Genomic DNA, 14952 nt, shown 5'->3' with positions numbered 1-14952 from the left:
TTAACATTTTAATCTAAACTTATTTCAATGCCCTGAAAGGGCAACACGTTATTTTAATTCAATGACGTTGCCCTGGTGAAAGTGGTTAAGAGAGGGAGAACTATTACAAATATTGAAATCCGAAACAAATTGGAGGAGGAATGATATGAAGGCACTGATCATAAGCGCTGATAATTTCGAAGATTCTGAACTTCTTGTCCCGTATTATCGATTAAAAGAAGAGGGAATTCAGGTAGACATTGCTTCCATAAGAAAGGACACGATAAAAGGGAAGCACGGTTATGAGGTAGCGGTAGATAAAACTTTGCAGGAGGTGAGACCTGGTGATTATGATATCCTCATCCTCCCTGGGGGAAAGGCCCCCGAAGCTATACGGAAAGAAAAGGCTGCCATTGAAATTGCGAAGTATTTTTTCCAGAAAAACAAACCTGTTTCAGCCATATGCCATGGCCCGCAGACATTGATAACGGCAGGTTTGCTCAAGGGAAGACATGCAACCTGTTATAAGTCAGTGGCTCAGGAGATGAAGGACGCCGGCGCCATCTATGAAGACAAAGAAGTGCTTGTTGACGGCAACCTTGTCACATCAAGACAACCTTCTGATTTACCAGCTTTTTTGCGGGAGACGATGAAATTGTTGAAAAGTATATCGTCATGAATAATGCAACGGGAAATATCAATATTTATTATTTAACAGGCTATCCAATGACGTGTTTATCCAATCGGTAATATACCCGATATTGATAATTATTTCCAGACAAACAATATATGCCGTATACATCTATTGGGACAATTGTATTTTCGAACAATCTGTCAAAATCCCATACGCAAGATCTTATTTTTTAACCTTAACATTTAAGTAAGTTTTTAATCCATTTGCGTCAAATTCAACCGTTGCCCTGCCTTTCTTCTTTTTTGCAGTTATTTCAAACACGGCCTGACCATTGGAATCTGTCAATTGACTTTCCGGCGAAACTGATATTCTTTTCCATCCATTTTTAGAAATAATCTCCGATGTAACAGTCACACCCTCAACCAGACATCCAGTTTCTCCTTTCACAGTCACAGTTACATCATCACTGTTATTTGACGTAAGCGTTAACCCGGATGGAAACACGTCTATCGACTCTGCCTCACAAGGTGCAACGGTAATGGTGCGGGTGGACGGCGTCGGATCGGCAAGACCCAGGGTATCTGTCACCGTAAAGCTTACCTTAAAAGCGCCCGCCGTATTAAATTGTTTCAGACCGGGATCTTCTTGCGCTGAATCGGAAATACCTGATCCACTCCCAAAACTCCACAGGTAGTTCAACGGAGTGTTGTTATCAGGGTCCGTACCCGTACCGGTAAAATTCACCGAACCTCCCACATTGATCGTCATATCTCCACCGGGTGTATCTATTACCCCATTGGGTGCCTGATTGGGCAACTGCACCGTGATGGTATCGTAGAGAGTCATCGTATTATTTGAAGTGTAATCATCGTCTTCGAATCCATCGACTGTAACCATTGCTCCTACATAATAAGTACCTGGTGGGATATCACTTGGTATAGTCATTGTATATGTATCGACGTTATACGCTTCTCCAGTAGATGTAGTCCAATAGTAATATCCACCCATTTGATAGTCTTTAGTGCTAATAGTTCTATTTGTTGATAAATAGAATCGAATTCTTAGGTCAGAAATATCATTATAACACATGTTTTCTACAGTAACATCTTCTATAGTAATGTTTTCCCCTGCAAAATAAGAACTTTTATCTGTTTCAGCATTATGTAATCCATCGGAAGCATAATATGACTCAACACCAACATCTACAACATCTAAAATGCCTGTCTGGCTATCATATGCCCTGCGAATTAAATATGCATCAGGGTGATGTATGCCTCTTCCATTTTCTACAATATCAAAATAGTATGGGTGCATGACAGAGAGGTAGTCATAGTCATATGTTTCTTCATAAATTCCTTGTTGATAACCCCAGGAATGTCCCACTTCATGATTAACAGCTGGACGATACAGTATAACATCATAATTACCCAAAGCATAATCTTCGTCATCCGTCCAAGAATAGGCATTATTAAATGCAATATCTGTCTCTAAGATTTCAGTACAGTTATAATAATCCCAGGAGTAAGTTATGCACACAGCAAGACCGCTTCCCCAATTAAACCCATATGCATTATATAACTGTGAGTCATCAAGAAAACCCACAAATTCATTTACACCGTTATTCCCTCGGTCATTCCCATCATCAGCATATTTTCTGTAAATATCCATAAAATTATTCCACATAGACACACTAAACTCATTGTCATCGTAACAAAACCAATCCTCAGGAACCTGCTCCATAACAATTGGCAAAGATTGAATGCCGCAATAACCTAATGTCCCCCCTTTAGGAACCGGAACAGTTTCAGAATATACCCTGGCACGTTTATCAGATTCGCCTGTAACTTCTAATATAGTTGTATTATTTCCTTTTTCACCAAGAGTCGGCAACTTCTGTCTAACTATTGATTTAAAGTCTTCGACTTCCATTTTCCCATTTTGTCTCCTATAAAATCGCCCCTGACTACCTCTTTTTAACCTTTTTTTCCCCAGATGTGTCTTAAGTGCGATATTCTTAATGAAGTCAACAAATTCTTTCAAACTCAGTAACTGAAGTTCATCATCGGTTCTTTTACTTAAGATATCCGATTGCCTAACAGAATCGTTTGGGTTAGAAGGACTCGGTAATTGAGACTTAAACCTTTCAGATATTTGTTCCTTTGGTTCTTCTTCAATTATTCTACCATTTTTAATATGCGAAACACGTTTTCTACTGACCTTGATTCCTTCCGTATTTATGCCAACAACGGCCTTCTTCGATGGAGTTAAGAGATATTCCTTCTGGGAATCCATATCGTGTATTATTTCGAATAGACCTTGTCTTCCTCCTACAACAGGGTTCATATAAACCTTCCCATCGTCTTGTAGAAACATAAGATAGCGATGTCCCTCCTGCAAAATTGGCGCATCGTTTACACGCATTCCTTTATCACCAACCTGCCCCCCTGCATATGACAGCTGAATTTCAGAAAATTTTTTCTGCTTAGAACGCTCTGTTTCATGAACAATTTCAATATCAGTAAAATACACTTCAGTAATAATAAATTCTTTATTGTTAAACTGGCACATTTGACGATCTACTGTACCGATACAAATAAGATCGGCAGTTTGTGCAATTTCCGCAATACTCAGACTAACTTCCATAGCTGTGACTTGCATATAATTCCCTGTAAGGTTTATTCCTACAACTACAATAAACAATAAAAACCATTTTAAAAACCAGTAATTTATTTTCTTCATTTTATCCCCTTGAATTTATTAAGGTATCCGTGACTATCATTATTCAAAGCTACACCTGTAACTTCTGCCAATTTAGCAGTTCTTACACTATAAAACTTGGCCGCATTGATAAAAGCATCCATCGCAATTGCTCTTAAAGCAGATGCATTTGCACTTTTTTCTGTCCTGTCTACTATCTCTGCATACATTACAGTTTCATCGTTTGGATACTCTTTTCGTGAGGTGTACCCCATTGTCTAAGTATTCGACAGAGCTTCCGGCAAAGTTTCTCTATATCCATAAAACAAAAAAGCCTTACTGCAAAAATGTCCATCAAAACATCTTCGGCAGTAAGGCTGTCTTCCAAAATATAACACTAAACCCTTAACTCTCTACTCTCAACTTTGTTGAAGACCCTGTTACTTTGCGTCCCCTGATCACTCAGGATTTGCCCTTTTCGTTATCCTTTTTGTAGGAGGATTTAATAGTTTTTATAATCGCTGTCAAATAAAAAATAAAATTTTAAATCATAGATCAGATTAAACAACGCCTTTGAAAAATACCTTAAGAAAATGTTAATAGCATAAAGTGTACCATAATTAGGACAAAAGAATTATTATGCTATATTAATCTGAAGTAATATATTATTATATATTTATGCATAGTACAAAGATTGAATTGGATATCTGAAAGATGGGGAAAAGTATGACATGGCACATAAGTGTGCCTTCACACTTATGTGCCATGTCACACTTTTTTCTTGAGGAAGACTCAATTCATTTATCATTTAAGACGGTGACCCTTTGCCCCCTTCCACCCACATAAATTTGAAATAAAGTAACAATTTAGTTTTTTGAAAAATTCCAACAATAACAATGTTTTACATACCGTAATAGGGGCAGACTTGAAACCTGCCCCTACAATAAATACCATTCATGCAGGATTTCAAAAAGCTACATTAATACGAAATAAATGGTAGGCGAGCCTACCCTACAAGGCGGCTCATAGCCCATTATTATAGAGATACATCACATCCAGACCAGTCAATTCCAACTTATAAAGCCTGACATTATCAATGACGCCGTTAAAATAGCCTGAATTCACCCGCGAATACCCTATTCTCATATCAGGATACGCCGTTAATGGTACGACTGTATTTCCTGCCGGATGGGTTTGCGTATTCACCAATGCGCCATTTACATAGAGCCTCTGCTCGCCCGTCGTCTTGTTGTAGGTGCCTGTAGCATGGTGCCAGCTTCCCACTGAATTGCCTAAATTCCATTGGGCCGTTCTCGTGGTCCTTGCACCGCCACCTTCCTGTGTCACAAGGACAAACTGGAGGGTATTGGGGGCACCTGCGGGAAACCGTAATTCAAACCCCTCACGGAGTTGCAGATTTGAGTTACTTCTGAACCCGCTAAATATGGTATCATTGCGGATGGTATCTTTAGCATCCTTATAGAACCATGCAGAAATGGAAATCTCGTCCTGGTTGATTCGGGGGATTGACACATAATCATCTACCCCGTCAAAACCCAGTCCAGTTCCATTTATCCCCGCCGTCCATATCGCCCCTCCATTGACTGCACCGTGGTTACCGTTGCCTGACGAATCATTGGCGATCGTCTCCGCCCCTTCATCAAGGGTGTAGTGTGCCAGCAGGACACCGGTAAAGGCGTTGTATAAGTCATGGATTTCCTGATCACTCAAGGGTCGATTGTAGAGGCGAACGTCATCGATGATACCATTGAAATATCCGTTTTTAACCCTCGAATGCCCCATCCTCATATCGGGATAAAATGTCAACGGCACAACGGTATTTCCCGCCGGATGGGTTACGGTACGGACCAATTCTCCATTGACATACAACCTCTGCTGACCTGTCGTCTGGTTGTAAGTGCCTACGGCATGATACCAACTACCAACGGAGTTACGCAGGTTCCTTCGGGCAATTTGCATCGTCTTGTTTCCGACTCCATCCTGTGTCACGAGGACGAACGCAAGGGTGTCGGGGGTGCTTGAATCAAACCGCAATTCAAACCCCTCCCGCATTTGCAGATCTGCATTGTTCCTGAATCCGCTGAAGATGGCATCATTGCGGATGATATCTTCAGCATCCTTATAGAACCATGCACTCACAGAGACCTCGGCGCTGTTTATCAGGGGGATTGACACATAACTACTCGTACCGTTAAAATCCAACCCGCCTCCGTCCTTGCCAGTTGTCCATGTTGCCCCGCTGATGGTGCCGTCATTGCCATTGCCTGAATAATCATAAGCAGCCGTCCCCATTCCCTCATTAAAGGTATAAATACTCAGGGCGCCGGAGGAATTGCCCGTGAATGGCGACAAGAGCCACGGGGTATAGTCTACAAGGCCACTAACGCTATCGCCTGTCCCCGGACCGGCGCCGGAAGGGCCGCTTGCATCACCCCACCAGTTGTTCTCCGCATTTATGGCAACAGCGCTACCCTGGTTAAGAATACCATGGTAAAGATTGCCGGTGATGTTGCAATGGTTTATAACGGGATTGGCGTCATTAGACAGAACACCATATTTATTATCTTGTATATTCGAGAAGGTTATGGATGGCGCGGCTCCAACCGATGTGTAAATACCACCGGTATCATTGTTTCTTACCGTGCAATGCTGAATGGCAGGCGAGGCATCTTGACAGGTAATTCCCATTGTTGCATATTCTACAATGCAGTGCTCCATGATTGTGCCTGCATCATAGGTGTCAGGTCCAAATGTTATCCCACTCCAATTTCCTGGTACAGGGGTTGCCGCGCTGGAGGTAAAAGTAATGGGCTTATCACTGGTTCCATGTGCATTTAAAGCGCCTTTGTGAAAAATGAGTCCTCCCGGGCTATTAAATTTCACCACACACCCTGGTTCTATGGTCAAGGTAGCTGTTGAATATAGACCGATATTCAAAAAACCACTAATTTCATAATCAAATCCATCCTTTGGCCAGGTGGCGTCTGGGGCGCCGAAGTAGTCCAATCCTCCGGAAATTGATATAGCATCCGTCCCGTTACCGCTTCCGGTATTCCCGCCGCCAAGAAAGCTGGCTGTATACGCCGTAACGCGGATGGGATACCAACCGTTATTATTCCAGACATTATTTGCTATGGTACAACCAGGTAAGGCATTGCTAAATTCCATACCATAAGTTACACAATTACTAATGGTATTATCGCTGATATTTGGCAACGGACCATCCCCCCCAACTCGAATACCCATACCACACGCTGAAATCGTGCAGCGCTGTATGGTTGGCGAAGAGCCACTCAAAACCTCGATACCAGTACCGTTAGCATTGTTTATCGTGCAATGCTGAATATTCGGCGAAGAATTGTTGCTAAGGTAGATACCCTCGGTGGTATTTTCTATCGTACAATCTTGAATAACCGGGGAACTATCAAACTTACATAGAACACCACGTCCGCAATGTCTGATCGTACAGTTTTGAAAAAGGGGGAAAGGTACTGCGTTGTCCGTACAAAGAACCGCATCAGTCGCATATTCAATGATACAATTGCTCATACTTACCCCGCCGGTACTCTCCTCAAATCTTATCCCACGCCAATCACCCGGCGCCGGGATTGCCTGATTAGAGGTAAAGATGATGGGATTGCCAATGTCCCCATTCGCATTTAAACAGGCGCCTTTTACCTGGTATTGACCAGTGGATATGTATGCATTGCCATCAAATTTTACGACACATCCTGGCTCTATTGTCAATATAACTACACCCTCTACCGTGGGATCAAGTATTACATATCCCTGGACGATGTGGGGGTTATCGGCAGCGTACCAGGTGGTTTCACTTTGTTGGATTATTTCGTTCGTGTGATACACAACAGCAAAACTGCAGGCAGGCAGGGTAAAAATGAAGATACCTACAAAAACGGTTAAGACACAAAATACTGAAAGCCATTTTTTTATACCTTCCATGTTGCGTCCTCCTCCTATCTGACAAAAGGTTTTATAAAAACAGACGACCATTGGAAATTATTAAAAAAACTAAATTGATAAAGACGACTAAAGGATTGCCAATTGCCGGATACCCTGTTTGACATACGCTATCACGCGGTTGCATACGGATAGCATACGGATTAAGGATTTTTTCAGAAAAGTTGTAAATATTGGTCAATTACAGCTTTATATTCTGTCGCTATACGAATAAAATCTGATGGGTGCGCTATCGCTTCACCCATCCTACTAGATTATGTAGGATGGGTTAAACGAAGTGAACCCATCATTCCCAATGTTTCGTCGTTTTTCATGCAGGATGGGTCAGGCGGAGCAGAGTCATCAACATAATAACCATTTTACATAATCTCATTCAAAATCCATTTCTTCAATCGTTTCAGGTTCGCTGCTCCCCCAATCCCATTCATACAAACCTTGTTTGACCACCTTTTGAAATGAACTATGTGGCCAATCGCATGGCCTTGCCACCAGCTTATGCCTGACGGGATTATAATGAATATAATCCATGTGCCTCCGCCAATCTTCTTCATTACGGATGAGGTGTTCCCAATATCGTCTCTGCCACACGGTACGTTCTTGTTTACCCTTTCTTGAGTGGCTTTGCGTTTCTTCCAAAGAAAAACATGCCCGGCTAAAAAAATGTTTGATTAATCGCCACCTCGTTGCAAAATCACGATCTTCTTCGGGTAATCGCCAAACACAATGCACATGATCCGGCAATACTACAATTCCGTCAATCCCAAATGGGCGTTTTTGTTTTACATGATGAAAGGCCCTTCTGAGACGAGAAATGTTCTCCGGTACAGTCAGAATCGGTTGTCTTTTATACGTAACCACCGTAAAAAAATACCAACCTCCTGCGCACCATGCCCTACGATATTCCATGGTTAAACTCCCTATACAAAACCGTAATTTGATGGGTGCGCTATCGCTTCACCCATCCTACATTCTTGTTATTATTTAAGGCGTTTATTATAGTTGCCACTACTACGTATTATCACAACACAGTGACTTGTAGAGGGACTCTGTTAAAGGGGATGGTTCGATTCCAAATGCAGCAGAAAGAGCGCTCTTCAGGCGATGGTAAACTTCGACTCCCTGTGCGCCTTGACCAAGCTGTTGATAGCATACCATGAGCCGCTGGTAAAATGCCTCGGCAAGATCGTCCTTTTCAACAGCCTTCCGGTAATGTGCTGCCGCATTTTCCCATTGCCGTGTTTGTTCCAGATGAGTGCCCAGTGAGATGACAAGATGGCGGAATTTGTCCCGCAAGCGTTCCCGTACGGATGCCGCCCATGCGTGCCGGGTTTCCGGGGAAAGAAATGATCCTTTGTATAAATTCATTGCCTTTTCCGCAAACCGGAGCATCTCTGACTGAGTTGGGGAAATAGGGGGAGCGTGGGGAAAAGGGGGAATCGGGAAAACGGAATGGGGGAGACTACTCCGAATCGCCTCACCGGTTCCCCCATTCTCCGCTTCACCGGTTCCCCGTTTCTCCATTTCCCTGCGCATATCTTCAATATCTTCAACCATCCGTTCAAATGACACCATATCCACCCAGCAATATCTCTTATCCAATGACACCAGCCCTCCATGGCGGATAACGGCTTTATCACTGTCCAGGAGGCGTCTCAGGCGATGCAGGGTAATTTCGAAGGCATGATGAGCCGTATCGCCTTCTGCGTCTGGCCAGAGGGCATCGACCAACTGATCTTCAGGCGCTTCACCGCCTCCAATTGACAGGATCGCCTTGAGCATTTCCAACGGTTTGTGCTGGACTTTCCCGGCAAATTGTATTGGTTTATCCTCTTTGAGAATCATGAACCTGCCCAGGGTAAATATCTTTATTGGCCACGGCCAGTTTTCACATTGGATGGGAGGGTCGTCAGGGATCAGATTCCGTTTGCGGATAAGGTGTCGTACGTACGCAACCTCGATCCCTGCTTCTAATGCCTTTACACACAGCCGGGGCATGATGTCAAAACGCCAGATAAAACAACCGATAAAGTTCTGTTCACGCCCCAGCGCCATTGCCCTGCGAAGTATCTCGATCCCGTGCACAGCGTCCACCTCAACAAATGGGGACCGGGGGAGTTGTGAATCCCCCTCAGATTCTTTACCTTTATCGTATGGGGGAGAAAAGGGCAAATGCCTGCTTGTCTCTGCATTGCTCAATTCATCTACCCCCTCAATTCCCAACTCCAGGGCATAATACGCCTCTGTCAGGAGACACATATACTCAATATGTTTGCTCTTCATCCAAAGACCAATTTGCCTGGCGAGTGCAAGCTGAGCTACCGCCTCAGGATATTTTCCCAAAGCGGCGTAAACGTGGGACATAGTAATCCTGCCCAATGTGAGAGCAAAATGAGCGTTTATTTCAGAAAGTATACGCACATTTATTTGTATGTGTTCTGCGGCCAATGATAAATTGCCCATAAGCATCTCCTTCATGGCACTGATGTGATGATAGAAACCGACATCGATTTTTCGTGCCATTGCCAGACCCGGTTCGATCTTTCGCAGCAATCGTGTGGCTGTGTCCATATCACCATCATTGAGGGCAGCACATACCCCGGTTGACAACACATGGATATCCCAAATATGCACACCTGTTTCATGGGCATACGCTAACGCTTCAGAAACATGCTGAATACACAAGCCCGAGGAACCGGTGTTCAATGAATAAAGCACCCCGGCAGCTTTTACCAAAAGCCGCATTAAGGGGATGGCCGTTTCTGCCTGTGCCCGTTTGCGAAGAAGATTAATCAGAATACCGGCACGGATGAAATCGCCCATACACACGTAATGAACTGACAGATAAAATCCCGTTTGTAAACAGAGGTTCACGTCACTACACTTTTGCAGGAGAGCGAATACCCGTTCCGCCCATAGTTTAATTTCAGAGTGATCCGGCTGCCTAAGCATCATACAAATAAACCTGCAGGAAATGATGCGAAATTCTATTTCGGGTGAAGGAAATACAGGCCTTTGCTGAATGAGTTCTTCAAATATCTGAATGTATGAATCGAAGGGGGAAAAATTATCAAATTCATGGAAAAAGGTATCTACTGCATATGCCCAGGATAACCATACTCCGGTAAAGTCCCCCTGAGCACGAAACTGCTCAAATGCCTTATCAAAATACGTACGGCTTTCGGCAGGATTATTATACAAAAAGCGACAGACGCCCAGCCAGTAAAGAAGCCAGGGGGTATTCTCCAGCATGTCACGTGGAAAACTGAGAAGCCATTCCTCAAGGGTCTTGTTTCTTCCCTGAGCCGACATGGATGCTGCCTGATTAAGGATCAGGTTTGCGAGGCCATTCCAGTCTTTGTCGTCCCTGAGGATCACAGCCGCATCTTCAATCATTCCGGATGCTTCCAATATCTCCGCGGCGTATCGTTGTATCTGCGAAAGATTTTCGGGGTTAAATGAATTCCTCGCCCTCGAAAGAAGAAATTCCCGGAAAAGGGGGTGGTACTGATACGACAGGATGGCATGGTGCGGTTTTTCCTCTTTCTTCCTCACACCGGAAGGCAAAGAATCTTGCAATGAGGTTCCTTGCTGTTTGTAGGCGCTTTGTACGTGATAACCGTACTGTGTGGTAAAATAGTGTTTCTTATTCAGGTCTGAGAGTATCTGTTCAGAATTGTTGGCGCCGGTGAGCTTTTCTGCCATGTGCGGCGTCATCCTGGGCAAGAAGGCTGTTTTCAGTAAAAATGTCTGCGTCTGTTTATTCGTCTTCTTAAAGACCTCGTTTGCAAAATAATCAAATATTTCCTGAGGGGTAAGTTCCTTCAGGATGTGGCGCCCGATGTCCTTTGTCTTTGCGATCTCCACCATGAGCACCAGTCCGGCAGCCCATCCATCCGTCTTCTCATGTAAATCGGTAATACTTTCATTGGTGAACGATCTCCGGTCTTTCATCCGGACAATTTCCCTGGATTCTTCAAGAGTAAGCCTGAGTTCATTCCACCCTATGAAATGTATCCCATTATTTGCCCTCAAACGGGAGAACGCTGGCAATGGCTCATTTCTGCTTACTACGATGACATGTATTCCTTCAGGAATTGTGGATAAACCGGCGCTGATAACGTCGTGGAAATCCGATTCATCAGGCGCGTCCTGATAGTTATCAAAGACAATGATAAATGGCGGGTTTAATTTGCCGTAGAGTTCTTCAAAATATCGGTGGGTAAATGAGGAGATGTCTGAAAGGTATTCAGGGGTTAATACGGGAAGGGGCTTTCGTTTTTTAGGAAACGCCTTTTTTGCCGCCATACCCATATAATAAAAGAAGGTTGCAATATCCGCATCCCCCCTATCCACCTGATACCACAGAAAGGGGACCCTGCAGGTATCAAGATAGCTTGCAACCAGTGTGGTTTTACCCGAACCCGGCGGGCCTGTTACCCACGTGACGGGATAATCCCTCCCCGCATCCATCCGCTGAAACAATCTTTTTCTGTGGCAGACATCCCTGATTTTCGGATGGTTTATCTTGGCTATCGTTGTGCTTCTTTTTGCCATACCAAGGAAACCGGAGGCGGGTTTTTCTTCATTTTGTGCTGGTAAAAAGCACAAACGTTCTTTTATGAATTTGTTAAAAACATAAAAAATGCATTTGGACGCTGATTCACGCAGATTTGCACTGATTTTTCAAAGAGTTAGATTCGGATCAAACATTGATAATTCGTTAAACTCCATAAGAGATAGCACATCCGTCGAATGCGGATGTGCTATCTCAATATACGATTAACCCCCGGTTATCTTCATCCATTCCGGCCATTCTGGCCATTTTGGCCGGGCAGTCTCATGGCAGGTAAAACATGCATTTTTCAACATTGCATCAAGGCTTTTATACGTTTCTACAATATTGTGCTTTTTTGAGGTTTCGGCAACATTCTTTGCAGCATCAGCAACAGTTTTCATATATTTTTCAAATTCCTTTTTTACCGTCTGTACATCCTCGGCGTTTTTTGGATCCTTACCCGTCTCTTTGAACCACTCTCCAACTTGTCCACCCTCGGGAAAGAAATTTTTCATTATGGCCTGGCTACTCTCTGCAACGGCATATGACTCCTTAATTACAGCATCATGATCACCGTCCATTATGGCCTCAAGGATCCTGGACGTATGGGAACTGATTACCCGCATCAATGAACGGGTAGGTGTAGATTCTGCACTATGCTTGGACTCTATACCTTCTTTCGCAAGAACTATATTATCCTTCCATACATCTGACATACCTACCGCAGCAACAACAAACAAGCAACACGCAGTAATACGCATTAGACCGGTTTTTTTCATTTCCTGCCTCCTTTCAAAATAGCACACTTATATGGTAAGAAAGTAATACACGATTACTACGCTAACAGTAGAGTTGCACGCGAAACTTTTTACAAATATCCGTAAAATAAAAAAGCCTTACTGTAAAGACGTTGGTTAACATCTTCGGCAGTAAGGCTATCTCTTCGTAAGCCGTTTAAACAATTTAAACGGCTTAAACTGTTTAAACAACTGATAAGACCCTTTACTTTGCGTCCCCTGATTGCTCAGGGTTTGCCTTTATCGTTATGTATCTTTCAGATACTTATATTACACTCACGGTATTACGTCAAGGAAAAAATCAAAAGATTTTATTTTTTTGAAGCAATTTTGTCGTTAAGAGCACTAAGGAATTTGTCTATATCCACATTGTGCATCTTGGTCGCCATTTCTATACTTGCAACCCGACCCATAGTATTTCTCATCACCGGATTCGCCATCTGGCTAAACCCAAAGTCGAGAAATATTTGTAGCGTTTCCGGGTATTGGTCTACCACATCAAAGACCTTTGTATCCTTTGTGATCTCGGTTAATTTCTTAGATACCGAAGGCTTTGTCTCCTGCGTAGTATTCATGGTTTTCCACAAGTTATAACCAAAGACACCCAATGCTGCCAGTTCAAACCATCCAGAAGTTCCCATAGTAGCATAAAATATGGGATTGCCGCCACTCGTACCCACCAATATCTGTGAAAATACCCTGAGAAAACAACCCGTGTTCAATAAGATAAAGGTAATGTTTGATAATTTTAAGCTATACATGTCAATCCCTTTAAAAGTGGGGATCATTTTCGATGCATAGCCAATAATCATCATAGTTATAAAGCCCACGGTAACGGCATGATTCAGTGACCCGTGAAACCTTCGTTGTAATTCGGAACCATGCCCCAGAAATGGGATTATGAGCAGAATAACCGTGGTGACGATAAGCCAGATATATGCAGTGCGAATAGTCTTGGCGTAACTCCTGTCCATCACCACGTCGTGAAGTTCCTTAGTAGACCGCTCAAAGATGCGAAGACCGTAGATGAATGTGATAATAGCGAAGGCCATAGGAAATACAATGAATTGTGAAAGCCGAAGCGCAACGATGCTCTTATTCGCAAACATATGGGTAACAAAATAAATCGGGACTGATATATTCATAACCCAAAAGGTCAAATTGACAGCCTTTTCTCTGACAGGTTTGATATCGAGGAAGGCAAATACCGTCCTGATATTAATGGCAAAGATGAACATAAATACAAAACCGAAGAGATAGAGATGTACAAAAGGACTAAAAACTGCCTTGGGAATTTCATAAATAGCGTGTTTATATATATACCATATCATCCCAAAATTTATAAACATGGAGATGAGAAACCAGATTATTCCTGCCTTGAAAAACTTATCAAAGATGCCGATCTTTTCTTTGCTGGAAAATATGGTGCTAAAGATAATAAATGCAAAGAGACATATCGAAATGATTTCACAGATAGCGGATATGGGAAGTAAGAACCTGATGGCATGAAACGGTATGGGTTGTAATATAGTCCTTAGTGAAATACCTGTTATAATAAGTCCGTAACAGAGATTTGCCAGATTCCTGTGTTTGAGTTCGGCATTTTTTACCCTCGGCACAATATATAGGGCAAAGCCCATAACGCAAAGTCCCACCCAGCCGAAAAGCTGCGCGTGACCATGTGCCTGAATGAGTGCATAATAAATTGAATTAAAATTTAATTTAATAGCGATGTAACTCAATATGATGGCGCCAAATGTTACACCTACGGTAAGCGTTAAAACAATCGCCGTTTTCACAAACTTTTCATAAATCTTGTCTTCTTCAAGCTTTGGAATTTCAACATGCTCACCACCGCCCTTTTCAATAGCCTCGTTGAGCTCCTTAACAAGGGTGTCATAATCAACCTCGTGTGCCTTGGCAAAAAAGGCTATGGGTTCATTCGGCCCGCGAACCCCGCCCGCTATGACAAGGTTATACTTTTTGAATACAGCGAGTGTCTCCGGATGAGACTCAATGAGGTCTTTAATTATCGTATTTCTGTTTATTTCCATGGCCCGTTATACTAACAAATTTTAGTTAAAATTTTCAAGGAAATTAAAAATTACTTTCACAATAATGCCATTTTATAACACAGTGCTGCCATATTGACAGCACCAACCATACTAAGACAGAATATCATAATTATCTTATAACTTATTTTTTTGCAATGTGTTATGCAAAAGAAACGCAGACACAAATATAATTGGCATTGTTTTAGCTATTACGAAAAGCAAATGTATTTCATATCT

At 42.7% G+C, this 14952-nt stretch carries 8 protein-coding genes and 2 riboswitches; of the genes, 1 reads left to right on the top strand and 7 read right to left on the bottom strand.

Annotated features, from left to right (window positions below; genetic code table 11):
* Positions 1–145 precede the first annotated feature (145 nt).
* Positions 146–658 (top strand): type 1 glutamine amidotransferase domain-containing protein, encoded by a 513-nt coding sequence (locus BROSI_RS11960; RefSeq protein ID WP_052564029.1) that lies wholly within the window; start codon positions 146–148, stop codon positions 656–658.
* A 177-nt stretch (positions 659–835) separates the two neighbouring features.
* Here BROSI_RS11960 and BROSI_RS11955 read toward each other — a convergent pair whose 3' ends face one another.
* The 7 genes from BROSI_RS11955 to BROSI_RS11925 form a co-directional block, all read right to left on the bottom strand.
* Entirely contained in the window at positions 836–3352 is a 2517-nt protein-coding gene (locus BROSI_RS11955) for a PKD domain-containing protein (protein WP_052564028.1), read from the bottom strand.
* On the bottom strand, positions 3349–3585 hold the full coding sequence (locus tag BROSI_RS11950) for a hypothetical protein (RefSeq protein WP_052564027.1): 237 nt from the start codon (positions 3583–3585) through the stop codon (positions 3349–3351). Before BROSI_RS11950 ends, BROSI_RS11955 begins: the two co-directional genes overlap by 4 nt.
* An 89-nt stretch (positions 3586–3674) precedes the next feature.
* Positions 3675–3794, bottom strand: a riboswitch (cyclic di-GMP riboswitch).
* A 539-nt stretch (positions 3795–4333) separates the two neighbouring features.
* Positions 4334–7291, bottom strand: coding sequence for a LamG-like jellyroll fold domain-containing protein (locus BROSI_RS11945; RefSeq protein ID WP_052564026.1), 2958 nt, complete (start codon positions 7289–7291; stop codon positions 4334–4336).
* Between the two features lie 387 nt (positions 7292–7678).
* On the bottom strand, positions 7679–8215 hold the full coding sequence (locus BROSI_RS11940; protein ID WP_052564025.1) for an REP-associated tyrosine transposase: 537 nt from the start codon (positions 8213–8215) through the stop codon (positions 7679–7681).
* 102 nt (positions 8216–8317) lie between these two features.
* Positions 8318–11863: an AfsR/SARP family transcriptional regulator gene (locus BROSI_RS11935; protein ID WP_157842509.1), complete on the bottom strand. Its 3546-nt coding sequence runs from the start codon at positions 11861–11863 to the stop codon at positions 8318–8320.
* Between the two features lie 225 nt (positions 11864–12088).
* Positions 12089–12643, bottom strand: a complete 555-nt coding sequence (locus BROSI_RS11930; protein WP_052564023.1) for a cytochrome c — start codon at positions 12641–12643, stop codon at positions 12089–12091.
* Between the two features lie 143 nt (positions 12644–12786).
* Positions 12787–12910: riboswitch (cyclic di-GMP riboswitch) on the bottom strand.
* 62 nt (positions 12911–12972) lie between these two features.
* On the bottom strand, positions 12973–14715 hold the full coding sequence (locus BROSI_RS11925; RefSeq protein WP_052564022.1) for a DUF1858 domain-containing protein: 1743 nt from the start codon (positions 14713–14715) through the stop codon (positions 12973–12975).
* Positions 14716–14952 lie beyond the last annotated feature (237 nt).

It is taken from the genome of Candidatus Brocadia sinica JPN1, assembly GCF_000949635.1.
GTDB lineage: Bacteria > Planctomycetota > Brocadiia > Brocadiales > Brocadiaceae > Brocadia > Brocadia sinica.
Note: the sequence above shows the minus strand (reverse complement) of the source record. Positions and strands in the feature narration are given on the sequence as shown.